The organism is Amycolatopsis sp. H20-H5 (genome assembly GCF_035828755.1).
Taxonomy (GTDB): Bacteria; Actinomycetota; Actinomycetes; order Mycobacteriales; family Pseudonocardiaceae; genus Amycolatopsis.
The window spans coordinates 15,494-42,039 of record NZ_JAYMZS010000085.1; the positions used below are offsets into that span (position 1 = coordinate 15,494).

Below are 26,546 nucleotides of genomic sequence, written 5' to 3' on the forward strand. Positions count from 1 at the left end.
TGATGAACCACCTGCGCGACCAGTCACTCGCCCGGTACATTCCGCATGCGTGTGCGGCTGTTTTGCGCGACACTCACCGTCGCTGCCCGCACCGTGAGGTCCGACATGACGGGGGAGATCGATGTTCGCGCAAGACGGCGTAAACCCACTGTTCGCCCGTAGCCTTGCCGCGATGGAAGAGGCGAGCGCGCAGTACCGGGCCGACCGCGAACGCACTCTTTCCGACGACGAGCAGCGGCAGGCCGCGTTCGCGAAGATGGCCGAGGAAAACCGGGCCAAGGACGAGAAGACGCTCGCCGAAATCGCCGAGTTCAAGAAGTCGGTGGGAACCGCGGCCGACCCGGCGACGTCACAGCAGGCAGAGCAGGCCGCCCGGCTGGCGGCCGAGAAAGCCAAGGACGGCGCCATATTCCAGTTCGAGGACGATGCGCCCACTGGCAGGCTGCCCGCACCGGGGACGCCCCCGTTCGTGGCGCCCGATCCCGTGCTTCCGCCCGCCGTGACACCGCCGGCACCGCCACCACCGGTGAAAGCCCGTCACCGGGCCGAGCGGGTCGACGAGGATGATGATTTTTCGAGCACGAACTGGGTAAACGCCGACTGAAGTTGCTCCCGCGCGCGAGGGGAAGGGTGCGATGGCCGACCTACATATCGAGCCTGATCAGGTCAAGAAGGTAGCTGGGGAGGTGTCGTCCATGGCGACGTCCTTCGACGAGATGAAGAGCTACACGGCGAAGTCCCAGCTGGCTGCTTCGCACTTCGGGAAGATCCCGGGGTTGTCCGAATCCGCTGGCGCCTATGTCGCCAAGGCTCAGGAATTGGGGGCGTCGGTGGCCAAAGCCGGCGCATTCCTGAAGGACTACGCGACCAGGCTCAACCAGTCTGCGACGCTCCATGGTGAGCATGAGCAGGAGGCCACGTGGGGCATCAACAAGACCGGTAAGGATCTCTGATGGCGGAACAGGGTTCCGGCCGGCTCGGTGACGCGATCATCGCTCCGTTGAAAGACCCCGCGGACGTTCACCTTGACGACACTTCGGACGCGATTCTCGAGCACCTCGCGCCTTTCCGGGACAAGATGACCGGAAAGCTGCGTGACTTGTACAAGAAATGGATCACTCATCCGTCGCGGAACCTCGGTATCGCGTTCCAGCCCGCTTTCGGTGAGGGCAGCGAAGAAAACCAGCTGATCAACGAGCTGCACGGGTTTGGTTTCGGATATTTCTTCGGTGCGAGCGGCCGGGCCGCCAATCTGGCCGCCGCTGCGAAAGCGGCGCAGGACGCCGAAACGCAGGTGAAGCAGGAGCTTTCCGCGGCCTGGTCCGGAAAGGCCGCTGACGCCGCGTCGGAGAAGCTGGACGATCTGACGAAGGCGCTGGGTGAGTACAACGGCTACGTCGGCGGCTTCGGCCAGTTGATGCGGCATCTCTGGGACGCCACCCGCAAGCCGATCGTGGACCTGTCGGAGATACCGGACGGCGGCAGCCCCAAGGTCTTCCTCGACGCGCACAACCCGGACGACTGCGATGGCATGGGCATGTTCATCGACCGTCTCAACGACGCCATTAACTGGGGTCGGAAGGGGCCTGCTAATGCGGAAGTTGCGTTAAGTGCGAAATATAGCACCGGGCCGATAGCGGCACAGGATATTCGACGCATGTCCATCGATCTTGACACCGGTTTCGACTCCAAGTGGTCCGACATGCTGTGCAATCAGATGGACGAGTATTCGCAGCAGTACTCGAACGCGATGGCGACTTTCCGCGAAGCGATCAGGAACACGCACACCGCCGTGCAGAACGCGCTTCGTGCTTTTTCCGACGGCCTGAACGTCCCGACCGACCCGTTCGGTTCGCTCCACCTTGGCAAGGGCGGCACGCCAGGTAACACCAAACCGAGCGACACTGGTGGTGGCGGGCGTGACACCGGCGGTGGTGGCGGTACCCAGACACCGCCTCCGGTCAGTCCGCCGCCCACGGCGGTGGAGCCGCCGAAACCGCCCGATCCGAACGTCAACCCGGTCACGCACAAGCCGCTGGAGACGAACCCGGAGACCGGGCAGCCGTACCCGATCGACCCCAAGACCGGGGATGCGATCAAAGGCGACATGACCCAGCCCGAGACGATGACCGTCGAGCAGGGCAAGGACAAGATCTCCATGGCCGAGCCGGACAAGGACGGCAAGATGGAGGTCACCGTCGACGACGGCAGCGGTCATCCCAAGGACTACAAGCTGGACTTCGACGACGACAAGGCGAAGCCGCAGGCGGACGGGACGCCCCAGCCGGGCGCCCAGGACAAGGACGCCGCGGGCGGCGCCATCCATCGTGACACGGCTCAGAACCAGGCGAATCCCCCCGGTACGCCGGGCGCCCAGGACTCCGCCGCCCAGGGTTATCATCCCGGTCCCGACGGGAAGATCCACATCGAGGACGGCAACCTCAAGATCACCGCCGAGCGGCCGGACGGCCCTGGCGGGCCGACGGTGGTGACCGTGGACAACGGTTCGGGGGATCCGACCAAGTACACCCTCGGCCAGCATGCCGCCGTGGACGGCAAGACCGATGCCGTCGCTCAGGCGACCGAGCCGGACACCACGGGTCAGGGAGCCGGCCGTCATGCCGCGGTGCCCGCTGGGCAGAACCTGCAGGACCAGGCTGTCCAGCACAGTGGCGAGCTGCCGGTAGAGCCGCAGGGCCGTCACCATGTGGAACAGATGGCCCAGGAAGGCGCGGCCGGCGGGACCGGCGGTTTCCACGAGACGGCCTCCGCCGACGCGCCCGCGACCGGCGACACCTCGGCGGCAGGCAGCGCCGATCCGGCGGCCGCGAGCTCGGATTCGACGTCTCCGCAGTCGCTCGCCGATCCGCTGGCCGGTCACGACGACCTGCGCGAGGGCAGCCAGAGCGGCTCCGTCGACGTCGACCCGTCGGTGGCCGCGAACAGTGGAGCGGACGCTCACGCCGGTTCCGGTCTGGGTGCGGCGCCCGGCGGCACGGGCCAGCCCGCGGCGGGCGGCATGGGCATGATGGGCGGCGGGATGATGGGTGGCATGGGTGGCGCGGCCAACGGCGGGGGCGGCGGCGAGGAGCAGCAGCGCGGCTCCAGCCCTTACCGGGTGGACGGCGGCCTGTTCGAAGCCGCGAGCACGGCCAGCCGGATCAGCGGCTCCCTTGACGACGACGAAGGCGTCATCGGCCAGCGCTAGCTTTCGGTCGATCACGGGGCTGGGCGGGCACCACGTGCCGCCCAGCCCCGACGTCTGTCCACCGCGCCCCGCCCGCGCCTACGGTTAGCCCGCTAAACGCGCACCGCCGACTACGGTTAGCCCGCTAAACGCAGGTCGCGGGGCACAGTTAGCCCGCTAAACGCGTTCGGCGGGGGTCAGGCGGCGGGTTCGTCCAGCAGCTCGATCGACGCTCGTTTGACGTCGGAGTCGAGCAGGGCCAGGTACTGGTCCGTGCCGGTCAAGTGGGTCAGGAAGAACGCGGTGAACAGCGCCCTGGTGAGCTGCTGGGTGCCGCGATGTGGCTTGCCGTGCAGCAGCAGCTGGCTCCAGTGCTTGCCCTCGGTGACGCCGAGGTGCGACGACTTGCCGAGCGTCCGCAGCTGGACCGGCCCGGCCCAGGCGTTCGCGATGGCCTCGGCGTGGCCGATCGCGGGGGCGACCAGGTCCTCGTCCGCGGCCAGGTGCAGGCCGGGGGCGGTGATGGCGCGGGCGGCGTCGGTGGCGGCGGGGAGGGTCTGTGCGGCGGTGATGGTGGCCACAGCCTGGATGCGCGGCTTGGCCGCGGCGCCTTCCGGCACCGGTTCCGCAGACTGGGCGGCCGCGAGCACGGCCGAGCCGCCGCCCGTGGAATGCCCGGCGAGGCCGAGGTGGGCCGGGTCGACGCTGATGCCGTCCGGGCCGAGCCGGACCGTCGTGATGACGTCGAGAGTGGTCAGCAGGTCCGAGGCGAGCAGCCGGTGCGAGGGCAGCGGGCCGCGCTGGGTGGCCGGCGCGGCGGCGACGATGCCCCAGCTCGCCAGGTGGCGGAGCAGATCGCGGTAGCGGCCGGTGGGCTGCAGCCAGCCGTGGCCGAACGCGATCGCGGCCAGGCCGAGGCCCGAGCGGGGGGTGTAGACGACTCCGGGCAGCCCGACCAGGGCGAGATTGCCGCGGAGGACCTCGTGCGGACCGGGGTGCGACAGCTCCGCGAGCAGCTGTTTGGGCTTGCTGGCCATGGCCGTGACCCTACTGCCCGTACCCCGGCCCGGCCCGCTCGCCGCCCCGGCGAACGCGTTTAGCGGGCTAACCGCGTTCCTTAGCATGCCTAAGCGCTACGTTTAGCCCGCTAAACGCAAGTGCCGGGGGCGGGGCGCGGTGCCGGGTGAGGGGGCGTGAGGTGCCTCGTTACGCTGGCGGACGTGTGTGGAATCGTGGGATACGTCGGACATCGCCCGGCACTGGACGTCGTTCTCGGCGGACTCCGGCGGATGGAGTACCGCGGCTACGACTCGGCCGGGGTCGCCGTCCTGGACGGTGCGGGCGGGCTGAACGTCGAGCGCAAGGCCGGTCGCCTGGCCAACCTGGAGGCCCAGCTCGACGTCGTCGGCCGGGAGACCTTCGTCGGCACGGCCGGGATGGGGCACACCCGCTGGGCGACGCACGGCGCCCCGGTCGACCGCAACTCCCACCCCCACCGTGACGCCTCCGGTCATGTCGCCGTCGTGCACAACGGCATCATCGAGAACTTCGCGAGCCTGCGCGCCGAGCTGGAAGCCGACGGCGTCGAGATGGCCAGCGACACCGACAGCGAGACCGCCGCGCACCTGATCGCGCGCACCTACGCCACCGGCGACACCAAGGGCGACTTCGCCGCCAGCGTCGCCGCGGTCTGCCGCCGCCTCGAAGGCGCGTTCACCCTGGTCGTCACCCTCGCCGACCAGCCCGACACGATCGTCGCCGCGCGCCGGTCGTCGCCGCTGGTCGTCGGTGTCGGCGACGGCGAGACCTTCGTCGCTTCCGACGTCGCCGCGTTCATCGAGCACACCCGCGAGGCCGTCGAGCTCGGCCAGGACCAGCTCGTCGTGATCACCCGCGACGGTTACGAGGTCACCGACTTCCACGGCGACGCCGCGCAGGCGAAGCCGTTCACCGTCGACTGGGACCTTTCCGCCGCCGAAAAGGGCGGCCACGAGTACTTCATGCTCAAGGAGATCGAAGAGCAGCCCGAGGCGCTGGCGAACACGCTTCGCGGGCACTTCGACAGCGGCCGGATCATCCTCGACGAGCAGCGCATCTCCGACCAGGACCTGCGCGACATCGACAAGGTGTTCGTCATCGCCTGTGGTTCGGCGTATCACTCCGGCCTGGTCGCCAAGTACGCGATCGAGCACTGGACGCGGCTCCCGGTCGAGGTCGAGCTGGCCAGCGAGTTCCGCTACCGCGACCCGGTCCTGGACCGCGCCACGCTCGTCGTCGCCGTGTCGCAGTCCGGTGAAACCGCCGACACGCTCGAGGCCGTCCGTCACGCGCGTGAGCAGAAGGCGCGCGTCCTGGCCGTCTGCAACACGAACGGCGCGCAGATCCCGCGCGAGTCGGACGCGGTGCTCTACACCCACGCCGGGCCGGAGATCGGCGTCGCGTCGACCAAGGCGTTCCTGGCGCAGATCGCCGCCAACTACCTGGTCGGCTTGGCCCTGGCGCAGGCCCGCGGCACCAAATACCCGGACGAGGTCGCCCGCGAGTTCGCCGAGCTCGAGGCCATGCCCGCCGCGGTGCAGAAGGTCCTGTCCGCGACGGAGCAGGTCCAGGACCTCGGCCGCCGCATCGCCGACTCGAAGGCCATCCTGTTCCTCGGCCGCCACGTCGGGTTCCCGGTCGCGCTGGAAGGCGCGCTCAAGCTCAAGGAACTCGCGTACATGCACGCCGAGGGCTTCGCCGCCGGTGAGCTCAAGCACGGCCCGATCGCGCTGATCGAAGAGGGCCTGCCGGTCGTCATCGTGATGCCGTCGCCGAAGGGCCGCGCGGTGCTGCACTCCAAGCTGCTGTCGAACATCAGCGAGATCCAGGCGCGTGGTGCCCGCACGATCGTGATCGCCGAAGAGGGCGACGAGACCGTGCGGCCGTTCGCCGACGAGCTGATCGAGATCCCCGCGGTCCCGACGCTGCTCCAGCCGCTGGTCTCGACGGTTCCGCTGCAAATCCTGGCCGCGGAGATCGCCCGCACGCGCGGGTACGACGTCGACAAGCCGCGTAACCTGGCGAAGTCCGTCACCGTCGAGTAAGTACCCGGAGGCGCCGCCGTGCAGGGAATCTGGACCACGAAACGGATTCGCGCGGCGGAGGACAAGCTGCTCGCCGTCACCGCTGACGGCGCGCTCATGCGCAAGGCCGCGTTCGGGCTTTCGGTGCAGGCCGCGGACATGCTCGCGGAGCACACCGGCACCGTGTCCGGGCGACGCGTGATCCTGCTGGTCGGCTCCGGGAACAACGGTGGTGACGCGCTCTGGGCGGGCGCCTTCCTACGACGTCGCAACGTCGCCGTCTGCGCTGTGCTGCTCAAGCCCGATCGCGCGCACGTGGCGGGATTGGCCGCACTGCTGCGATCCGGCGGGCGTGCGGTGTCCATTGAGGACAGTCTCCAGTGGATCCGCAACGCGGATCTCGTCGTCGACGGGATCGTCGGTATCTCCGCGCACGGTTCGTTGCGGCCCGACGCGGCCGCGTTGCTGGAGCACGTCAGCGCGCCCGTGCTGGCGGTGGACCTGCCCAGCGGGGTGGACCCCGATACCGGGGCCGTCGACGGCCCCGCCGTGACGGCCGACCGGACGGTGACTTTCGGCGCGTTGAAGCCGGTGCACGTGCTCGCTCCCACACACTGCGGCGACGTCGTGCTCGTCGACATCGGCTTGCGTCCCGAGCTCGGCGATCCCGACCTCGAGCGGCTCGACACCGCGGACGTCGCGGCCCTGTGGCCGGTGCCCGGCCCGGCCGATGACAAGTACAGCCAGGGTGTCGTCGGTATCGCGGCGGGCTCGGCGACCTATCCCGGCGCGGCCGTGCTCGCGAGCGGGTCTGCGGTGCACGCGACGTCGGGCCTGGTCAGGTATGCGGGGCACGCCGCGGACGCCGTGCGGGCGCACTGGCCGGACGTCATCGCGACCGGTTCGGTGACCGACGCCGGGCGCGTCCAGGCGTGGGTGGTCGGGCCGGGGATCGGGACTGGGCAGGAGGGGCGCGAGATGGTGCGGCACGTGCTCGGGCAGGGCGTGCCGGTGTGCGCCGACGCCGACGCGACCACGATCATCGCGCGGTCGCCGGACGTGCTGGACGCTCGCGACCCGGACACCCCGCTGGTGCTGACGCCGCACGCGGGCGAGTACGAGCGGCTGATGGGGGTGGCCCCCGGCGCGGACCGGATCGCCGCCGCCCGCGCGGCCGCGCGCCGCTACAACGCGTACGTCCTGTTGAAGGGAAACTGCACGATCGTGGCCGCTCCGGACGGGCGTGCTCTGGTGAACACGCCGCGTGGGTCCTGGCTGGCGACGGCGGGCTCGGGTGACGTTCTGTCCGGGCTGGTCGGCTCGTTGCTCGCGGCGGGGCTCGACCCGTGGCTCGCCGCGGGCGCGGCGGCCCACGTCCACTCGCTCGCCGGTGCCCTCGCCGCCGACGGCGCGCCGACGCACGCGTCCGGGGTGCTCGCCTCGGTCTCGGCGGCCATCCGCTCGGTCCGCTCCCTGTCCTCCTGACCCCTCGCGCCCCCTCATGACCGCCACACCAGTCACTTCAGCCCCACGCGCCCCCATTTAGCCCGCTAACTGCACACTCGCGAGCACGGTTAGCCCGCTAAACGCGCTCGACGGGGGCGGGGGAGCGGGTGGCGGGTGAGCGGGAAGTTATCGGGTTATGTGTTAACAATGGGCGAGATCTCTGGTAAGAATCTCGTGTGAGCGACGACACCATGAAGGTCTCCGTGTTGAACGGGGTCCGTGATGTGACGCTCGAGCGGCGTCCGGTGCCGGTTCCCGGGCCGCGCGAGGTGCTCGTCAAGGTCGCCGCCGTGGGGACCTGCGGGTCGGACGTCCACTACTACGAGCACGGCCGCATCGGTGATCACGTCGTCCGCGCGCCGCTCGTTCTCGGGCACGAGCCCGGCGGCGTCGTCGTCGCGGCCGGCGCGCGGGCGACCCGGCACGAAGTCGGCACCCGCGTCGCGCTCGAGCCGGGCGTCCCCTGCTCGGCTTGCGCCCAGTGCAAGGCCGGTCGCTACAACCTCTGCCCCGACATGCGCTTCTTCGGCACCCCGCCGTTCGACGGCGCCTTCTGCGAGTACGTCGTCCTCCGCGAGGACTTCGCCCACCCGATCCCCGACAGGCTCTCCGACGAGGCCGCCGGGCTGCTCGAGCCGCTGTCGGTTGGCGTCTGGGCGAGCCGCAAAGCCCGCGTCGGGCCCGGCAGCCGCGTCCTGATCACCGGCGCGGGACCGATCGGCCTGGTCGCGACGCAGGCGGCAAGGGCCTTCGGCGCCGCGGAAATCGTCGTCACCGACGTCAACCGCAAACGCTTGCACGTGGCCGAAGAGCTCGGCGCGCACGGAATCCACGCGGACGACCTCGCCGACTCGGACTTCGAACCCGACGTCCTGCTCGAGTGCTCCGGCAACGGCCGCGCCACCGCGCAGGGCATCCGCAAGGTCGGCCGCGCGGGCCGCGTCGTGCTCGTCGGCATGGGCGGAGACGAGCTCGCGCTCCCGCTGTCACACCTGCAGAACTTCGAGCTCGAGCTCACCGGCACGTTCCGCTACGCCAACACCTGGCCCACCGCCATCAGCCTGGCGACCTCCGGCGAGATCGACCTCGACCGTCTGGTCACCCACCGTTTCGGCCTCGACGACGTCGAGCAGGCCCTCACCATCGGCGCCCGCGACGACTCGGTGATCAAGGCCGTCGTCCTCCCGCAGGTCGCCCATGCCTAGGACCCGCCAGAGCGAAGCGGCCGTCGAGCGGCGTCGTCAGGAGATCCTCGAGCACGTCATCGGGCGTGGCGAGGTCCGCATCGACGACCTCACGGAACGCTTCGGCGTCAGTCTGATGACCATCCACCGCGACCTCGACGACCTCGACGAGCGGCAGCTCGTGCGCAAGCTTCGCGGCAAGGTCGAGGCCTTCCCCGCGCTCACCATGGAGACCGCGACGCGGTTCCGCGACGGCCTCAACCCGGCCGAGAAGGAAGCCCTCGCCGAGGCCGCCATCCGCCAGGTCCAGTCCGGGCAGACGGTCTTCGTCGACGACTCGACCACGCTGTTCCCGCTGGTCCACAAGCTGGCCGAGGTCGAACGCCTCACCGTCATCACCAACTCGCTGCGGGTCGCGCGCATCCTCGGGCCGTCCGAAAACGCCGAGGTCCTGCTCACCGGTGGCCGCTATTACAGCGAGTTCGATTCCTGCATCGGCCCGGACGTGCTGGCCGCGCTCGACCGCACCCGCGCCGACGTCGCGTTCGTCTCGGTCACCGCGGTCGCCGTCGGCAGGCTGTTCCACCCGGTGCGGGACTACGCCGAGCTCAAGAAGGCCGCCCTGCGCTCGGCCAACCACAACGTGCTCGTGGTCGACCACTCGAAGTTCGGCCGCACCGCTACCTATGCCCACGGCCTCGTCGCCGACTACGACCTGATGATCACCGACGAGGCGACCCCCACCGAGGAGATCGAGGCCGCGCTGAACTCCGGCACGGCCGTGGAGGTTGTCGAATGCGTCTCGGAGGAACTGCTCTATGACACGTGAGCCGCTCGTCGCCGGGGTCGATTCGTCGACCCAGTCGACCAAGGTCGTGGTGTGCGACGCGCACACCGGCGAGATCGTGCGCACCGGCCGCGCCGCGCATCCCGACGGCACCGAGGTCGACCCCGCCGCCTGGTGGGACGCGTTTTCCCAGGCCTCAGACGGCCTGCTGGACGGCGTCTCGGCGATCGGCGTCGCCGGTCAGCAGCACGGACTCGTGACGCTGGACGAGGCTGGCGAAGTCGTACGCCCGGCGCTGCTGTGGAACGACACTCGCTCGGCGAAGGCCGCGGAGCAGCTCAGCGACGAGCTCGGCGGGCCGCAGGCGTGGGCCAAGGCCGTCGGTTCGGTGCCGGTCGCGAGCTTCACCGTCACCAAGCTGCGCTGGATGGCCGAGCACGAGCCGGAGCTCGCCGACCGCGTCGCCCGCGTCCTCCTGCCGCACGACTGGCTCACTTGGCGTCTGCTTGGGACGTCCGCGCAGCCGGTCACCGACCGCGGTGACGCCTCGGGCACCGGCTATTTCTCCCCGGCCGACAACGCTTACCGCACCGACCTGCTCGCGCACGCGTTCGGCGGCCGCACCCCGGAACTGCCCAGGGTGCTGGGTCCCGCCGAGGCCGCCGGGCGCACCCCGGACGGCATGCTCGTGTCCGCGGGCACCGGCGACAACATGGCCGCCGCGCTCGCCCTGGAGCTCGAGCCCGGCGATGTCGTGGTCTCGCTCGGCACGAGCGGCACGGTGTTCGGCGTCTCCGAGTCCGCCAGCGCCGACGCGACCGGGACGGTCGCGGGGTTCGCCGACGCGACCGGACGTTTCCTGCCGCTCGCCTGCACGCTCAACGCCGCACGCGTCCTCAGGGCGACTGCCACGATGCTCGGCGCCGAACTGGCCGAGTTCGACAGGCTCGCGCTCGGCGCCGAGGCGGGCTCAGGCGGTCTGACTTTCCTGCCGTACCTCGACGGCGAGCGCACCCCGAACCTGCCGGACGCCACCGGCTCCCTGACCGGCCTGACCAGGTCGAACATGACGCCCCAGAACCTCGCGCGCTGCGCTGTCGAAGGCATGCTCTGTGGGCTCAGGGCCGGGATGGACGCTGTCCGCGCCCACGGCCTCGACGTCCGCCGCGTGCTGCTGATCGGCGGCGGCGCGCAGTCCGCGGCCGTCCGGGCGGTGGCGCCGATCGTGTTCGGCGTGCCCGTCGTCATCCCCGAGATCGCCGAATACGTCGCGGCCGGTGCCGCGCGGCAGGCGGCCTGGGCCCTCGCTTCCAGTACGGAACCCCCGACCTGGCAAGGAAAACACGGCAAAGCGCGGCTCGAGCTGGACGAGCCCACCGAGGCGGACCGCGCCGAGGGCCACCGGATCCAGTCACGACACCTCGAAGCCCGAGAGCTCGGGCACGGAATTTCCGCGTGAGCGGGAGAGGACGAACCGATGGCCACCATCACCTATGACAAGGCGACCCGCCGCTACGCGGGTTCCGAGCGGCCCGCCGTGGACGCGCTGGAGCTGGAGATCGCCGACGGCGAGTTCCTCGTGCTCGTCGGCCCGTCGGGCTGCGGCAAGTCGACCAGCCTCCGCATGCTCGCCGGGCTCGAGGACATCGACGACGGCGCCGTCTGGATCGGCGACCGCGACGTTACCCAGCTCCCGCCGCGCTCGCGCGACATCGCGATGGTCTTCCAGAACTACGCGCTGTACCCGCACATGACGGTCGGCCAGAACATGGGCTTCGCGCTCAAGATCGCCGGGCGGCCCGCGTCGGAGATCAAGCAGAAGGTGCTCGACGCCGCCAAGCTGCTCGACATCGAGGACTACCTCGACCGCAAGCCGAAAGCGCTTTCCGGTGGCCAGCGCCAGCGCGTCGCGATGGGCCGCGCGATCGTGCGTGAGCCGCAGGTGTTCCTGATGGACGAGCCACTGTCCAACCTGGACGCGAAGCTCCGCGTGTCCACCCGCACGCAGATCGCCGCGCTGCAGCGCCGGCTCAACGTCACCACCGTCTACGTGACCCACGACCAGGTCGAGGCCATGACGATGGGTGACCGCGTCGCGGTGCTTTCGGACGGTCTCCTGCAGCAGTGCGACACCCCGCGCGCGCTGTACGACCGGCCCGCCAACGCGTTCGTCGCCGGTTTCATCGGCTCGCCCGCGATGAACCTGGTGACCGCGAAGCTGGCCGATGACGGAGCGGTGGTCGGTGGCGCTCACATCCCCCTTTCGCGTGAGGTCATCGCGGCGGCGGACGGCGACTCGGTCACGATCGGTTTCCGGCCGGAGTCGCTTTCGGTGACCTCGGACACGGACGGCACCGTGCCGATCAAGGTCGAACTGGTCGAGGAGCTCGGCTCGGACGCGTACGTCTACGGCAAGCTTGCCGAGACCGACGCCGAGGGCTCGAAGTCCAACGTCGTCGCGCGCGTCGACCCGCGGCAGCCGCCGTCCATGGGCGACACGCTGCACCTGCGGATCCGCCCGGACGAGCTGCACGTGTTCTCCGCCACCTCCGGGGCACGCCTGTCCTGACCCGGCGCTATGGGAAACTGGTAGTCGTTATGACTGCTGTTTCCCGTCGCGCCGAGGTCGTGATCGACCTGTCCTCCGTCCGGCACAACGTCGCCCTGCTCGCCTCCCGTGCCGCCCTTTCGGGCGCGGAGACGATGGTGGTGGTGAAGGCCGACGGGTACGGCCACGGCGCGCTGCCGATCGCGCGTGCCGCGGTCGAGGCGGGCGCGACCTGGCTGGGGACGTGCTCGCTGAACGAGGCGCTGGAGCTGCGGCGGGCGGGTGTCACCGCCCGCCTGTTCAGCTGGCTCGACACCCCGGACGTGGATTTCGCGCCCGGCATCGCCGAGGGCGTCGACCTCGCGGCCAGCTCGCTCGGTGAGCTGAACCGCATCGCCGACGCCGCTCGGCGGGCCGGGCTGCCCGCCAATGTGCATCTGAAGATCGACACCGGGCTGTCCCGCAACGGGTGCCCGCTTGCTGATTGGCCCGTACTGGTCGCGGCGGCCGCGGCGGATCCGCGGGTCGAGGTCGTCGCCATCTGGTCGCATCTGGCGTGCGCGGACGAGCCCAGGCACCCGTCGATCGACGCCCAGGCCAAGCGGTTCCAGGACGCCTACGACGTCGCGCGCGCCGCCGGGCTCGATCCGAAGCGGCACCTGGCGAACTCGGCGGCACTGCTGACCAGGCCGGATCTGCACTTCGACCTCGTCCGGCCCGGGATCGCGATGTACGGGCTGAACCCGGTGCCCCAGGCCGAGGATCTCCGCCCGGCGATGACCTTCCGGTCCTCGGTCGTGCTCACCAAACGGATCGCGGCCGGTGAGTCCGTCTCCTATGGACACACGTGGACCGCGGCTCGGGACACCACGCTCGCGCTGGTCCCGGTCGGTTATGCCGACGGGGTGCCGCGAAGCCTGTCCGGCCGGATGGACGTGTGGCTCGGCGGACGGCGGCGTCCGGTGGTGGGGCGGGTCTGCATGGACCAGCTGCTGGTCGACTGCGGGGACGACGAGCTCGAGGCCGGCGCGGAGGTCGTGCTGTTCGGGGACGGCGCCGGCGGCGGGCCCACCGCGCGGGAATGGGCGGACAAGCTGGGCACCATCGACTACGAGATCGTGACCGCGATGTACCGCCCCCGGGTGCGGCGGACGTATCTGGAGGCCGGGTCTTGACTCCTTCACGACGACTGCTGGCCATCATCGGCGGGGTCGGGGCGGTGGCCACCGGCACCGCCGCGGCCGCCATCGCCGTCGCGGCACAGCAACGGCGCCACAGTGAGGACCCGTTCGTGGACGAGCCGCTGGGGGAGCTGAAGCCGGACCGGACGTCGACGGTCGCGGCCGACGACGGCACGCCGCTTTCGGTCGAGGAGATCGATCCGGCGGACGGCGGCGAGCCGGATCTGACGGTCGTCGGCGTGCACGGGTTCGCGCTTTCACGGCGTTCGTGGCATTTCCAGCGGCGTGACCTCGCGTCGCTGACGTTGCCGCGGGTGCGGCAGGTGTACTACGACCATCGGGGGCACGGGCAGTCCGGCCCGGCGACCGCGGAAACGAGCACCATCGAGCAGCTCGCGCGCGACCTCGACGACGTGTTGCGCGCGGTGGTGCCCGAGGGTCCCGTGGTGCTGATGGGGCATTCGATGGGGGGCATGGTGATCATGGAGCTCGCCGCCGAGTTCCCGGAGATCTTCGAAAAGCGCGTCGAGGGCGTCGCGCTGATCGCGACGGCGGCGGGCGAGGTCGGCGCGCGCGGGCTGCCGCGTTCGCTGCTGTCCAAGTACAACCCGCTCACGCGCGGGGTCGGCGGGCTCGCCGGGTGGCAGCCCGGGTTGGTGGAGTTCGTGCGCGCGGCCGGTGGGCAGCTGACGCGGTCCGCGGTGCGGCGGCTGGCGTTCGGCAGCCGGGAGGTCAGCCCGCGGCTGGTCGATTTCATGCTGGACATGCTGGAGGTCACGCCGGTGCGCGGGCTGGTGAACTTCATCAGCACGCTCGGCAGTCACAACCGGTACGCCGCGCTGGCCGGGCTCAAGCACGCGCACGTGCTCGTGATCAGTGGCGATTCCGACCGGTTCACGCCGTACTCGCACGCGGAGCGCATCGCGTCCGAGCTGCCCGACGCCGATCTGGTGCGGGTGCGCGGCGCGGGGCACATGGTGCTGCTGGAGCAGCCGGAGCTGGTCAACAGCCACCTGATCGACCTGATCCAAAGCTGTTCCGGCGTGGACGGCGAAACCCCTTACCGGCGGACATGGTGGTGGCAACGCTGATGAAGTTCGAGCTCTCGACGCCCGAAGCGACGATGGGGTTCGGGCACGCGCTCGGGCGCTCGCTGCTGGCGGGCGACGTCGTACTGCTCGCGGGCCCGCTCGGCGCCGGGAAGACGACGTTGACCAGGGGGATCGCCGACGGCATGGGCGTCGGCGGGCGGGTCAGCTCGCCGACGTTCGTGATCGCGCGGGTGCACCCGGCGGGTCCGTCCGGCGTCGCGCTGGTGCACGTCGACGCGTACCGGCTCGGCGGGGACCTGGCGCAGCTGGACGACCTGGACCTCGACACGGACCTCGAGCGCTCGGCGATCGTGGTCGAGTGGGGCGAAGGCGCGGCCGAGCGCCTGTCCGCCGACTACCTCGTCGTCCGCCTCGACCGCCGCGACGACGACGTCCGCCTGGTCACCCTCGAGCCCCACGGCACCTGGCTCCCCCGCGCCCCGGACCTGCGTTTAGCGGGCTAACTGTCCCCGCGTGAACGCGTTTAGCGGGCTAACCGTAGCGCTGAGCGTTGCTAAGTAATCCGGCCCGCCCGGCCGCCCCCGAGCCCCCCGACTTGCGTTTAGCGGGCTAACCGTCCCCGCGAGAGTGCGTTTAGCGGGCTAAATGGGGGCACGTGGGGCGGGTGGTGCTGGTGTGACGACGCCGCGGGCGATGCCGAGGGTCACGAGGTCCTGGGGCCGCAGGTGCAAGCGGTCCGCGAGGTCGGGCACCGAGGACGGCGGCTGCTTCAGGATGGCCGCGGCGGCTTCGGGCGACGTGACCGAGAAGTACGAGTCCGGCGTCACCCACGTGGCGCCCGGCGCCGCGAACGCGAGTGCGCCGCCCGAGCCGCCTTCGCCGATCACGAGCGTCGTGATCGGCACGGCCGCGGTCGCGACGGCCTCGAACAGCTCCGCGATCGCCGGGCCCGCGCCCGAGCGCTCGGCGGCGGCGTCGTTGGCCGCGCCGGGAGTGTCCACGAGCGTGAGCACCGGCACACCCAGCCGCGAAGCCAGCCGGACCAGCCGCGCCGCGATCCGGAATCCCGACGGCGACGTCGGCGTCCCGCACTGCGCCGCGTACGCGATCACCCGCCCGCCGCGCCGTCCGAATCCACACGACACGCCAGGGTCCACGCCGCCGCAGCGGTCGCCGCTGATGTCCTCACGCCAGTCGAAGTAGGCGTCCAGATAGCTCGCTGCCCGCGGACGTCCCGGCGCGCGAGCCGCGAGAACCGCGTCCCAGCCCGTCTCCGGCAGTGCGTCGGAACCCAGCGCCGCGGGTGGTTCAGCGGGCGCGGCCGAACGGGAAGTCAGCAGGTCCAGCCATCGCACGAGGCGGGAACCGAGCTCGCCGGGCGGGACGAGCCGGTCGACCTGACCCCACGCGAACTTCGCCTCGGCCGTGTACGCCTCCGGATCGGCCGCGGGGCGGACCCGCGAACCGGCGAAACCGACCTGCGCACCGGTCAGCGCCAGCACCACGTCCGCGCCTGCTCCCAGCGTCGCCCACCCGCCGCCGGTCGTCGGATCGCGCAGCACCGAAAGCTGCACGACGCCCGCCGCGCGCGCCAGCGTGGCCGCGCGGGTGATCCGCTGCAGCTGGGTCAGGGCGAACATGCCCTGCTGCATGCGGCTGCCGCCGGTCGCGATCAGCGACACCACCGGCACGCCGAGCTCGGTCGCCCGGCTGAACGCGGCTTCGACGCGGTCACCGGTCCGGCGGCCGATCGAGCCGCCGAGAAAGCCGAACTCGAACGCGATGAGCACGACGTCGTTCGCGCCGATCCTCGCCGTTCCGCAGAGCACCGACTCGGCCTCAGCGGTCCGCTCGCTCGCTGCCTGACGCGCTTCGCCGTAGCCAGGCCAGTCGATCGGACCATCCGCGGGTTCGTCGGACAAGGGCGTCGAGAGCTCCTCGAAGCCCGTCGCCAGCCTCTCGACGACCTCCCGTGCGGAAGCTTTACTCACCCAGCGCCCGCTTCAGCACCTTGCCCATGTCGTTGCGCGGCAACGCGTCGAGGTAGTGGACGACGCGCGGCCGTTTGTGCGGAGTGAGCAGCCGCGCGACGTGATCAGCGAGCTCCTTCTCGCCGGGCCGCTCGCCCTGGGGCACGATCCACGCGACGATCCGCTCCCCGAGGTCTTCGTCCGGCTCGCCGGTCACGGCGACCTCCGCGACACCGGGGTGCTCCATCAGCGCGTTTTCGATCTCGCCCGCGCCGATCTTGTAGCCGCCGCTCTTGATGATGTCGGTGGCCTTGCGGCCGACGATCCGCACATAGCCGTCGGTGTCGCGGGTGGCCATGTCCCCGGTGCGGAACCAGCCCTCGTCGAACGCCGCCGCCGTCGCGTCCGGCCGGTTGAGGTACTCGGTGAACAGGTTCGGCCCGCGGACCTGGATCTCGCCGACGGATTCGGTGTCGCTCACCAACTCGCCACCGTCGCCCACCAGCCGCAGCGCGACACCGCTCAGCGGCACGCCGACGGTTCCCGGCTTGCGGGTGCCGTCCGCGCGGACGCTGGTGTTCATCAGCGTTTCCGTCATCCCGTACCGCTCGACCACCTGCTGCCCGGTCGCGGCCGTGATGCGCTCGTGGTCGCGCACCGGCAGCGCGGCCGACCCGGAGACCAGCAGCCGCGCGCCGCTGAGCGCCTTGGCCAGCGCCGCGTTCTCGCCGATCTCGTCGGCGATCCGGTGATACATCGTCGGGACGCCGAACATCATCGTCGCGCCGCCGGACAGCTCCTTCGTGACGCCTTCGGTCGAGAACCGCCCGAGGTGACGCACCGAGCCGCCCCGCCGCAGCGGTCCGAGGATCCCGAGGATCAGCCCGTGCACGTGGAACAGCGGCAGGGCGTGCACCAGGACGTCGTCCGCGGTCCACTGCCAGGCGTCCTCCAGCGCGTCCAGCGTGGTGGACAGCGCGCGCCGGGGCAGGACCACGCCCTTGGGCGGACCGGTCGTGCCCGAGGTGTAGACGATCAGCCCAGGCGCCTCGTCGTCCGGTTCGCCGGGCAGCGGGCCGGGCTCGCCTTCCAGGAGGACGTCCCGCCGGGGGAGCGCGGCGAGGCCGCCAGGCAGGTCGGTGCCGGATTCCGCGAGCACCAAGGCGGGCTCGCTGTCGGCCAGGATGTGCCCGAGCTCGCGCTCGCCGATCTTCGGGTTGATCGGCACCACGGGGATCCCGGCGAGCAGCGCCGCGACCACGGCGACGCTGGTGTGCAGGGTCGAGGTCGCCCAAACGGCCACGCGTCCGGGCGGCAGGGTGCGGGCCAGCGAACCGGCCACGGCCGCCAGTTCGCGGTAACTCAAAGTGAGATCGCCGAAACGGAGAGCCTCTTTCTCCGAGCCGCTGGACAGCGCGGGGAACAACCGATCGGGCACCTGGGACCTCCTGCGTCTGACCACTCCGGGCCGGGGACTGCGGTCCCCTCGGCGCCCTTGATCGCACGGTACCGCTCCGCGTCACCGAGCACCTGCGACGCGATTCACCCCACCCCGGAGCCCCCGCGTTTGCGTTTAGCGGGCTAACCGCGCTCGTTAGCATGCCTAAGCGCTACGTTTAGCCCGCTAAACGCAAGCGCGGGCGCTGGTCGTAGGCTTGGCCACCGTGTTAGTACTGGCGATCGACACCTCGACCCCGGCGGTGACCGCGGGCATCGTTGCCGTGGACGAGGCCGGGATCACCCCGCGCGCCGAGCGCGTCACGGTTGACCCGCGCGCCCACGGCGAACTGATCACCCCCCACACGATCGATGCGGCCAAGGCAGCCGGGATCACCCTGCGTGACCTCGACGCCGTCGTGTGCGGCGTCGGCCCTGGCCCCTTCACCGGCCTGCGCGCCGGGATGGCCACCGCGGCCGCGCTCGCCCACGCGCTCGGCATCCCCGCGTACCCTGTCTGCAGCCTCGACGCGATCGCCGCGGGCGTCGTGTCCGGCGGCGAACCCTTCCTCGTGCTCACCGACGCCCGTCGCCGCGAGGTCTACTGGGCCGCGTACGACGCCGACGGAGTGCGGACCGACGGCCCGAACGTCCAGCGGCCCGCCGAACTGGCGAGCACCGTCAGGGTCGCGGCCGGCGACGGAGCCGTTCTCTACCTCGGCGAGCTCGGGCTCCAGCCGATCGAGCCCCGCTTCCCGTCGCCGTCCGGCCTCGTCGCCGCGGCCCGCGACGTGCTCCTGGTGGGGGCCGCCCCGGCACCGCTCACCCCGCTCTACCTCCGGCGCCCCGACGCCGTCGAGCCGTCGCCCCGCAAGCGGGTGACCCTCCAATGAGGCTGGAACCATTGCACCGCAAGGACATCGGCCGGTGCGTGGAGATCGAGAAGATCCTGTTCCCCGGTGACGACCCCTGGAACGCCCGTGCTTTCCAGTCCGAGCTCGACGCCGGGGGCTTCTACCTGTCCGCCCATCCGGACGACTCCGACGAGCTCATCGGCTACGCCGGGCTCGCCGTGGTCGGCCGTCCGGGCGAGTACGAGGCGAGCGTGCACACGATCGGGGTCGAACCCGGCTCCCAGAAGCACGGGGTCGGCACGGCGCTGCTGCTGGCGTTGCTCGTCCGCGCAGACGAGCTGTCCGCGCCCGTCTTCCTTGAGGTCCGCACGGACAACGACGCGGCGATCGGGCTCTACGAGCGGCACGGCTTCGAGCGGCTCGGCCTGCGCAAGCGGTATTACCAGCCCTCCGGCGCGGACGCTTACACGATGGGACGCCCGGTGCAGGTTCGAAACGAGGTGGCGGGCTGATGTCACGCATCATCATGGGTATCGAGAGCTCCTGCGACGAGACTGGCGTCGGGCTCGTTCGCCTGCACGACGACAACAGCCTCGAACTGCTGGCCGACGAGGTCGCGTCCAGTGTGGAGCAGCACGCGCGGTTCGGCGGCGTCGTGCCCGAGGTGGCCAGCCGCGCACACCTCGAGGCCATGGTCCCGACCGTCGAGCGCGCGTTCGCCACGGCAGGCCTCGCACTGTCCGATGTGGACGCCATCGCGGTGACGGCCGGTCCCGGGCTCACCGGCGCGCTGCTGGTGGGCGTCGCCGCCGCCAAGGCCTACGCCGCCGCGCTCGGCGTCCCGCTCTACGGGGTCAATCACCTCGCCGGGCATATCGCCGTGGACACGCTGCAGCACGGCCCGTTGCCCACGCCGTGCCTCGCGCTGCTGGTCTCCGGTGGGCACACACAGCTGCTGCGGGTGGACGACATCGCCTCGGAGATCACTGAGCTGGGGTCCACTGTGGACGACGCGGCCGGTGAGGCGTACGACAAGGTCGCCCGGCTGCTTGGGCTGCCCTATCCCGGTGGGCCGCCGATCGACAAGGCGGCCGCCAAAGGTGACCCGAAGGCCATCGCGTTCCCCCGGGGCATGACCGGCCCCAGGGACGCCAAGTTCGACTTTTCCTTCTCCGGCTTGAAAACCTCCGTCGCCCGGTGGGTCGAGAGCGCCGAACGGCGCGGCGAGAAAATCCCCGTCGACGACGTGGCGGCCTCGTTCCAGGAGGCGGTGGCGGACGTGCTGACCACCAAAGCGATCCGCGCCGCGAAGGAACAGGGCATCGGGACACTGGTGATTTCCGGTGGGGTGGCGGCGAATTCCCGTCTGTCCACTTTGGCCGCAGAGCGCTGCGCCGTAGCCGGGATCGAGCTGCGCGTGCCGCGGCCAAGGCTGTGCACGGACAACGGAGCGATGATCGCCGCCCTCGGCGCACACGTCGTGGCCGCGAAGCGCCCACCCGCGTCGCTGGACTTCTCCGCGAACCCGGCGCTGCCGGTCAACATCGTCTCGCTCTGATCGGACTGGCCCTGCGCCGGGTTTCGAGTACGGCGGCCACGAAACGACGCGAGCAGCGGGCGGTGGTCCCGCTCGACCCAGGCCAGCACGAGACGGCTGGGCGGCGCGTCGGTCACCGGGACGCGGACCAGACCGGCCGGGGCCGGTTCCACCAGCGAGCGGGGCAGGATCCCGATCATCCGGCCCGCCCTGCCGACCGCCCCGGTGACCGCCGGGGATCTGGTGCTGGCCCACGAACTCCGCGAAATCCTGCGCGCGCTGGCACTCGCGGCGGTGGCCGCCGACCCGCTGCCCCCCACCGCCGCGCTGACCCGCTTCCTGGCGACCCACGAGAACCCGGTCCTCCTGACGGCGAAGGAGCGCCTGTTCCGCGACCCGCCACCGACGGCGTCAGCGGCGCTGAGCCGCATCGCGCACCAGGCGGCGGACCACCTGACGGGCACGGAACGGCACAACCTCGCGGTCTGCCCCGAGCAAGACTGCCGGGGCGTGTTCACCAACCACGGCGCGCGCCGCCGCTGGTGCCCCGACAGCGCCGGTTGGGCGATCGAAAGCCGGACGGCGGCCCGCCCGAAATGCAGCTCCTCAGCGACCGCGATGACGTACTCGAGAGGAGGCCATTCCGGTACAGATCGCGACCGCGATCGTGCAGGTCACCCTCGCCGACACCGACGCGCTGGCGAAAGCGTTCACCGCGCCCGGCCTGCACGAGGTCATCGGCCACTGGCAGTCGCGGTATCCGTACAGGGTCGCTTGGGCCAACCATGAGCCGCTGGGATGAGCGGTCCGGTCCGGTCCGCAAGGCAGGGCTGGTCAGCGGTAGTGGCGTCGGGCGTGCGACGGCACTGGAGTTCGGCCGCGGCGGCGCTGAGGGCGCCGCGTACGTGGGCCTTGTGCGGGTTTTTGGTTTAGTCCTGAGGTGTGGCTAGAAGCCTGTGTTTTTTGGCCAGCGCGCTCACAAACTCGCGCCGCCAGGTCGCCCCGACTTCCAGCGTAAGTGCGGCTTTTGTTTGTAGGGGGGCGACCTACCGTCGCGAGTTGGGGCGGCCTGGCGGCCGCGAAAGAGGGCGCGCGGCGGTGAAGTCTCCGCTCGCAGGGCTCGCGGAGACGCTGTGGTGCTGGACCACAGTTGGGGTTGGGTTTTGTGGCTGGGGGTGGGGGTTTTTTGTGTCATGAAAGGGTCATTGGGGGCAATTTTTGTCTTGAATGACCCTTTCATGACGTTTAGAATGCGGGGAGTAGGCGGATGTCTTCGGCTTTTACGTAGGCTATGCGGTGGCCGAACTGGATTTGGATGTAGCGGGTTTTGCCTTTGACCACTACGTGGTCGGCCTGGTTGAACGTTGTTGCCGAGTAGTACTCCGAGCCGAGGATGTTGCCTACGGAGTAGCGCTGGCCCGCTGAGAGTGTGTACGGCAGGGGCGTGACCGGCTGGGCGGGTACTGTGGTCGGGTAGGCGGTGGGTTCGGGGTAGGCGCGGCCGTAGACCGGGATTGTGGCGAGGCCCTGTTTCGGAGTTGCCACCAAGCCGAATGTGGGGCTTGTGGCGTGGGTGCCGCGGAACCAGCCTTTTTGGCCCAGGTACCAGATTGCTGTCCAGTCGTCGCGGGTTTCCGCCACTACGTATTTCTGGCCCGTTTCTACTCGGCTGCCGACGTCGGAGACGCCCATTGTGGTTGCTGAGCCGTCTGGGTGCAGGCCGATGTCCTTCAGCAGCGGGGCGGTGTCGCTGGGTTCGGTGTGCAGCACGATTGAGCCGGAACCTCTTGCTGCGCAAGGGGTTCCTGGGGTCAGGCAGCCGGTGAAGATCGGCTGGTTCGTGGCGAAGTCAGGGGTGATCGTTATCAGGGGGGAACCTGGGCGGCCGATTCCGGTCAGGGGTGCGTGCAGGAGGTCGAAGTAGTGGGACCAGTCCCAGTAGGGGCCCGGGTCCCAGTGCATGCCGGCGATCGTCGAAGGGATCGTGCCCGGGACGTTGTCGTGGCCGATGATGTGCGCCCGGTCCAAGGGGATGTCGTACTTGTGCGCCAGGTAGCCGACCAGCTTCGACGACGCGCGGTACATCGCCTCGGTGTACCACGTGCCCTTCGCGGCGAAGCCCTCGTGCTCGATGCCGATGGACTTTGCGTTGACGAACCAGTTGCCCGCGTGCCAGGCCACGTCCTTGGTCGGCACGTGCTGCGCTATCTGGCCGTCGGCCGAGCGGATCGTGTAATGCCAGCTGACGTACGTCGGGTCCTGGATCAGCCGCATCGCCGTGTCCCAGTAACCCTCGGTGTCGTGGATGACGATGTAGTCGATCTTCTGACTCTGCGGCCGGTTCGCCAGGTCGTGGTTGCCGTAATCGTTGTTCGGCAGCTCCTGGTACGGCGCCGGGACGGACAGGCACGCGACGGTCTTCGGGCATTCGGTCCCCGGCTGCGGCGCGCTCGGCTTGAGGCCCAGGCTCCGGAGCTGCTCGCGGGCGGGCGTGACACCCGGCGTCGCGTTCAGGGTCAGGCGCTGGCCGTCGTCCGTGGTGCGGGACATGCCCGTGCTGATCGTGGCGAAGACTTCGTCGGCGAAGGCGGACGCGGCGGCCGTGTCGTCCGCGCCGCTGTAGCGAGCGACGGCGCCGTACCAGTCCTTCGCGTCAGGGGCGCTGTTGTGCTGGTAGCTGGATAGCAGCGCTGCGCCCCCGCGGATGTTCTGGACGGTGTCGGTGCGTAGCACCTTCGCGTCCGCGCCGATGAGCGCGGCGGCGGTGTCGATGGTCTGCAGGTTCGGCGGTGGCGCTTGAGGAGGCGGAGCCTGCGGATGGAGCGCGGGCCGGGCTTCGTCGCCGCGGGCGTCTTCGGTGCCCTCGTCGTGGTGGGTGCCGCCGGTGCCTGCCTCCCGCACGTCGGTGAGGTGCATCGGGCCGTAACCGGCCGCGGTGCTGGGCGTGCCCGCGTTGTAGTCCCAGCGGGACTCGAGGTAGGAGACGGCCAGCAGGACGTTCTCCGGGACGCCGAACTCGTGGGCGGCCGCGGCGAAGGTCTGCTGTCTTTGGGCGTCGGCGGCTTGGGCCTGCGCGGGGACGGCGCCCAGCAGTCCGGCCGCGAGGGCGCAGGTGGCGAACAGGGTCAACGGACGTCGAGACATGGTGGGGACCCCCAGCGTCTGGTTCCAGTGGTGAGAACTTAACAAGGAACTCACCTCTCCCGTAAGACCCCGACGAGCACGTTTAGCGGGCTAACCGTGCTCGCTGGCAGAATGGGGGCATGGCTGAGGTGGGAGAGCTGCTGGCCGCACGTGACCACGTGTTCCTCGACTTCGACGGGCCGGTCTGCGCGGTGTTCGCCGCGGTGCCCGCACTCGAGGTGGCGGAGCGGCTCAAACCGCTGGTCGGCCATGCGCTGCCCGCCGAGATCGTCGCCACCGGCGATCCGCTCGACGTGCTCGCGTACGCCGCGACCTGTGGGCCGAGCACCGCGAGGGTCGTCGAGCGGCAGCTGGGCAGGCTCGAGCAGGAGGCCGTCACCTCCGCGACACCGACACCGGGCGTCGAGGAGCTTCTCGAGGCGCTGGTCGCCAGGGGCTTCACGGTGACGATCGTCAGCAACAACTCCGCCGACGCCGTCCGGTCCTTCCTTGTCCTGCGCGACCTCGCGCGGCACGTGCGCGGGATCAGCGCGCGCACCACGGCCGATCCGGCCGTCCTGAAGCCGAGTCCGGCGCTGCTGGAGGCGGCCATGCGGTCGGTCGGCGCGGCGCCGCGCCAGTGCGTGATGGTCGGCGATTCGGCCAGGGACCTCGAAGCGGCGCGGGCCGCGGGTGTGGCGTCGATCGCCTTCGCTCCCGACCCCGCCCGGCGCGCGAAGCTCGAGGCGCTGTGTCCGGACGCCGTCGTCGGCACCCTCGCTGACCTGCGTTTAGCGGGCTAAACGTAGTCGCCGGGGGGCGAACCGCAGGTGGGCGCGTGTGAAGCCGGTGTCAGGTGTGACGGTGGGGTAAACCCGCCGGTCAGGTAGCCGGGGAGGGCTTTTCCACTTTCTGGCCGACCCTGGTTGCACGGCTGGCACTCACGTGGCTAGAGTGCTAATTGCACGGCACTGACACGCCCCGGCACCCGCGACGGCGGGGGTGGTAGGAGCCGTAACTCATCCTGCCAACGCTTTCGACGACCGTGGAGGTCAACCCGGTGAGCGTGAACATCAAGCCGCTCGAGGACAAGATTGTTGTCCAGACGAGCGAAGCCGAGGAGACGACCGCTTCCGGTCTCGTCATCCCCGACACCGCCAAGGAGAAGCCCCAGGAGGGCAAGGTTCTGGCCGTGGGCCCGGGCCGGATCGACGACAAGGGCAACCGCGTCCCGCTGGACGTGGCTGTCGGCGACGTCGTCATCTACTCCAAGTACGGCGGCACCGAAGTCAAGTACAACGGTGAGGACTACTTGATCCTTTCCGCCCGCGACGTGCTGGCCGTCATCAACTGACGTCCGCTCAAAGCGCATGACGCCCCGGGCCCCGCATATGCCGGGGGCCGGGGCGTTCGTGCTTTCTAACACGCGCTTTCAAACACTGGAAGGTAAGCGGAACAGGCTATGCCTAAGCAGATCAGTTTCGACGAGGACGCTCGTCGTGCGCTCGAGCGCGGGGTCGACAAGCTGGCCAACGCGGTCAAGGTCACCCTCGGCCCGCGCGGCCGGCACGTGGTTCTGGACAAGAAGTTCGGCGGCCCGACCATCACCCTCGACGGTGTCACCGTCGCTCGTGAGATCGAGCTCGAGGACCCGTTCGAGAACCTCGGCGCGCAGCTCGCGAAGAGCGTCGCCACCAAGACCAACGACGTCGCCGGCGACGGCACCACCACCGCGACCGTGCTCGCGCAGTCGCTGGTGAAGGTCGGCCTGCGCAACGTCGCGGCCGGGGCCAACCCGAACTCGATCGGACGCGGCATCGAAGCCGCCGCGGCCAAGGTCATCGAGGTCCTGAAGTCCAAGGCCACCCCGGTCAAGGGGCGCGAGAACATCGCCCAGGTCGGCACCGTCACCTCGCGTGACGCGGCCATCGGCGCCCTGCTCGGCGAAGCCGTCGAGCGGGTCGGCGAAGACGGCGTCATCACGATCGAGGAGTCGTCCACGCTGGCGACCGAGCTCGTGATCACCGAGGGCGTGCAGTTCGACAAGGGTTTCCTGTCGGCGCACTTCGCCACCAACCCCGAGGACCAGAAGGCGACCCTCGAGGACGCCTACATCCTCATCAGCCGCGAGAAGATCTCGTCGCTGGCGGACCTGCTCCCCGTGCTGGAGAAGGTCGTCGAGGCGAAGAAGCCGCTGCTGATCATCGCCGAGGACGTCGACGGCGAAGCGCTGTCCACCCTCGTGGTGAACTCGCTGCGCAAGACGATCACCGCCGTCGCCGTCAAGGCGCCGTTCTTCGGTGACCGCCGCAAGGCGTTCCTGGACGACCTCGCGGTCGTCACGGGCGCCGAGGTCATCTCGTCCGAGATCGGCATGAAGCTGTCCGAGGCCGACCTGAGCTCGCTCGGGTCCGCGCGGCGCATCGTCGTCACCAAGGACGTCACCACGATCGTCGACGGCGCGGGCTCCAAGGACGCGATGTCGGCCCGTACCGCCCAGATCCGCAAGGAAATCGAGTCCACGGACTCGGACTGGGACCGCGAGAAGCTGCAGGAGCGCCTCGCGAAGCTCGGCGGCGGTGTCGCGGTGATCAAGGTCGGCGCGGCCACCGAGACCGAGCTCAACGAGCGCAAGCACCGCATCGAGGACGCCGTCGCGGCGACCAAGGCGGCTGTCGAAGAGGGCATCGTCCCCGGCGGCGGTTCCGCACTGGTCCACGCCGTGAAGGAGCTCGAGGGTGGCCTCGGCCTCACCGGCGACGAGGCGACCGGTGTCCGGATCGTCCGTGACGCGCTGTCCGCACCGCTGTTCTGGATCGCGACCAACGCGGGCCACGAGGGCGCTGTCATCGTGAACAAGGTCAAGGAGCAGGAGTGGGGCCACGGCTTCAACGCCGCCACCGGTGAGCTCACCGACCTACTGGCCGCCGGCATCGTCGACCCGGTCAAGGTGACCCGGTCCGCGGTGGCGAACGCCGCCTCCATCGCCCGGCTCGTGCTCACCACGGAAAGCGCCGTGGTCGAGAAGCCTGCCGACGAGGAGTACTCCGCGGGTGGCCACGGCCACTCGCACTAGGCACCACGCACGTCCCCAAGCGGGGCGGCACTCCCTCTGGAG

23 protein-coding genes and 1 pseudogene are annotated in these 26,546 nt (G+C 70.3%); 20 read left to right on the forward strand and 4 right to left on the reverse strand.

From position 1 onward, the window contains the following. Positions 1–121: 121 nt before the first annotated feature. The 3 genes from QMK34_RS33770 to QMK34_RS33780 are packed head-to-tail and all read left to right on the forward strand — an operon-like array spanning position 122 to position 3,208. A complete protein-coding gene (locus tag QMK34_RS33770) occupies positions 122–604 on the forward strand; it encodes a hypothetical protein (protein WP_326418738.1) in 483 nt (160 codons plus the stop codon). Positions 605–635: 31 nt separating this feature from the next. Next, complete coding sequence (locus QMK34_RS33775; protein ID WP_326418739.1) at positions 636–953, forward strand: hypothetical protein; 318 nt, start codon at positions 636–638, stop codon at positions 951–953. Continuing rightward, positions 953–3,208, forward strand: a complete 2,256-nt coding sequence (locus QMK34_RS33780; RefSeq protein WP_326418740.1) for a hypothetical protein — start codon at positions 953–955, stop codon at positions 3,206–3,208. Before QMK34_RS33775 ends, QMK34_RS33780 begins: the two co-directional genes overlap by 1 nt. Before the next feature lie 176 nt (positions 3,209–3,384). On the opposite strand, the gene QMK34_RS33785 is transcribed toward QMK34_RS33780, so the two are convergent. Next, on the reverse strand, positions 3,385–4,224 hold the full coding sequence (locus tag QMK34_RS33785; protein ID WP_326418741.1) for a dienelactone hydrolase family protein: 840 nt from the start codon (positions 4,222–4,224) through the stop codon (positions 3,385–3,387). A 183-nt stretch (positions 4,225–4,407) separates the two neighbouring features. On the opposite strand from QMK34_RS33785, the gene glmS reads away from it, so the two are divergent. From glmS to tsaE, 9 genes are all read left to right on the forward strand, one after another. Beyond that, entirely contained in the window at positions 4,408–6,270 is a 1,863-nt protein-coding gene (gene glmS / locus QMK34_RS33790) for a glutamine--fructose-6-phosphate transaminase (isomerizing) (RefSeq protein ID WP_326418742.1), read from the forward strand. 18 nt (positions 6,271–6,288) lie between these two features. After that, entirely contained in the window at positions 6,289–7,734 is a 1,446-nt protein-coding gene (locus tag QMK34_RS33795) for an NAD(P)H-hydrate dehydratase (RefSeq protein ID WP_326418744.1), read from the forward strand. Between the two features lie 212 nt (positions 7,735–7,946). After that, a complete protein-coding gene (locus QMK34_RS33800) occupies positions 7,947–8,960 on the forward strand; it encodes an NAD(P)-dependent alcohol dehydrogenase (protein WP_326418761.1) in 1,014 nt (337 codons plus the stop codon). After that, the gene (locus QMK34_RS33805) at positions 8,953–9,768 is read left to right on the forward strand and encodes a DeoR/GlpR family DNA-binding transcription regulator (protein ID WP_326418745.1); all 816 of its coding nucleotides are present in this window, start codon (positions 8,953–8,955) and stop codon (positions 9,766–9,768) included. Before QMK34_RS33800 ends, QMK34_RS33805 begins: the two co-directional genes overlap by 8 nt. After that, entirely contained in the window at positions 9,758–11,185 is a 1,428-nt protein-coding gene (gene xylB / locus QMK34_RS33810) for a xylulokinase (RefSeq protein WP_326418746.1), read from the forward strand. Before QMK34_RS33805 ends, xylB begins: the two co-directional genes overlap by 11 nt. Before the next feature lie 18 nt (positions 11,186–11,203). Continuing rightward, on the forward strand, positions 11,204–12,295 hold the full coding sequence (locus QMK34_RS33815) for an ABC transporter ATP-binding protein (RefSeq protein WP_326418747.1): 1,092 nt from the start codon (positions 11,204–11,206) through the stop codon (positions 12,293–12,295). A gap of 29 nt (positions 12,296–12,324) precedes the next feature. Next, complete coding sequence (gene alr / locus QMK34_RS33820) at positions 12,325–13,449, forward strand: alanine racemase (protein ID WP_326418748.1); 1,125 nt, start codon at positions 12,325–12,327, stop codon at positions 13,447–13,449. Continuing rightward, positions 13,446–14,546 carry an alpha/beta fold hydrolase gene (locus tag QMK34_RS33825; RefSeq protein ID WP_326418749.1) on the forward strand — a complete coding sequence of 367 codons (1,101 nt, stop codon included), beginning with the start codon at positions 13,446–13,448 and terminating at the stop codon, positions 14,544–14,546. Before alr ends, QMK34_RS33825 begins: the two co-directional genes overlap by 4 nt. Beyond that, a complete protein-coding gene (tsaE, locus tag QMK34_RS33830) occupies positions 14,546–15,010 on the forward strand; it encodes a tRNA (adenosine(37)-N6)-threonylcarbamoyltransferase complex ATPase subunit type 1 TsaE (protein WP_326418750.1) in 465 nt (154 codons plus the stop codon). Before QMK34_RS33825 ends, tsaE begins: the two co-directional genes overlap by 1 nt. Positions 15,011–15,148: 138 nt before the next feature. Here tsaE and QMK34_RS33835 read toward each other — a convergent pair whose 3' ends face one another. Next, positions 15,149–16,498, reverse strand: a complete 1,350-nt coding sequence (locus QMK34_RS33835) for a carboxyl transferase domain-containing protein (protein ID WP_326418751.1) — start codon at positions 16,496–16,498, stop codon at positions 15,149–15,151. Further along, on the reverse strand, positions 16,491–17,915 hold the full coding sequence (locus tag QMK34_RS33840) for an acyl-CoA synthetase (RefSeq protein ID WP_326418752.1): 1,425 nt from the start codon (positions 17,913–17,915) through the stop codon (positions 16,491–16,493). Before QMK34_RS33840 ends, QMK34_RS33835 begins: the two co-directional genes overlap by 8 nt. Positions 17,916–18,141: 226 nt before the next feature. Between QMK34_RS33840 and tsaB the strand changes: the two genes are divergently transcribed. From tsaB to QMK34_RS33865, 5 genes and pseudogenes are all read left to right on the forward strand, one after another. After that, positions 18,142–18,807: a tRNA (adenosine(37)-N6)-threonylcarbamoyltransferase complex dimerization subunit type 1 TsaB gene (gene tsaB / locus QMK34_RS33845; RefSeq protein WP_326418753.1), complete on the forward strand. Its 666-nt coding sequence runs from the start codon at positions 18,142–18,144 to the stop codon at positions 18,805–18,807. Continuing rightward, positions 18,804–19,280, forward strand: a complete 477-nt coding sequence (rimI, locus tag QMK34_RS33850) for a ribosomal protein S18-alanine N-acetyltransferase (RefSeq protein ID WP_326418754.1) — start codon at positions 18,804–18,806, stop codon at positions 19,278–19,280. Before tsaB ends, rimI begins: the two co-directional genes overlap by 4 nt. After that, on the forward strand, positions 19,280–20,326 hold the full coding sequence (gene tsaD / locus QMK34_RS33855) for a tRNA (adenosine(37)-N6)-threonylcarbamoyltransferase complex transferase subunit TsaD (protein WP_326418755.1): 1,047 nt from the start codon (positions 19,280–19,282) through the stop codon (positions 20,324–20,326). Before rimI ends, tsaD begins: the two co-directional genes overlap by 1 nt. A gap of 204 nt (positions 20,327–20,530) precedes the next feature. Next, positions 20,531–20,755, forward strand: a pseudogene (locus tag QMK34_RS33860) (hypothetical protein); the annotation flags it as partial. A gap of 217 nt (positions 20,756–20,972) precedes the next feature. Further along, a complete protein-coding gene (locus QMK34_RS33865; protein WP_326418762.1) occupies positions 20,973–21,107 on the forward strand; it encodes a hypothetical protein in 135 nt (44 codons plus the stop codon). Between the two features lie 443 nt (positions 21,108–21,550). Here the strand turns inward: QMK34_RS33865 and QMK34_RS33870 are convergent, their stop codons facing one another. Then, complete coding sequence (locus QMK34_RS33870) at positions 21,551–23,449, reverse strand: N-acetylmuramoyl-L-alanine amidase (RefSeq protein ID WP_326418756.1); 1,899 nt, start codon at positions 23,447–23,449, stop codon at positions 21,551–21,553. A gap of 119 nt (positions 23,450–23,568) precedes the next feature. Between QMK34_RS33870 and QMK34_RS33875 the strand changes: the two genes are divergently transcribed. From QMK34_RS33875 to groL, 3 genes are all read left to right on the forward strand, one after another. After that, complete coding sequence (locus tag QMK34_RS33875; RefSeq protein ID WP_326418757.1) at positions 23,569–24,231, forward strand: HAD family hydrolase; 663 nt, start codon at positions 23,569–23,571, stop codon at positions 24,229–24,231. Between the two features lie 257 nt (positions 24,232–24,488). Next, complete coding sequence (gene groES / locus QMK34_RS33880; protein ID WP_009072407.1) at positions 24,489–24,782, forward strand: co-chaperone GroES; 294 nt, start codon at positions 24,489–24,491, stop codon at positions 24,780–24,782. 108 nt (positions 24,783–24,890) lie between these two features. Further along, a complete protein-coding gene (gene groL / locus QMK34_RS33885) occupies positions 24,891–26,504 on the forward strand; it encodes a chaperonin GroEL (protein ID WP_326418759.1) in 1,614 nt (537 codons plus the stop codon). Positions 26,505–26,546: the final 42 nt, after the last annotated feature.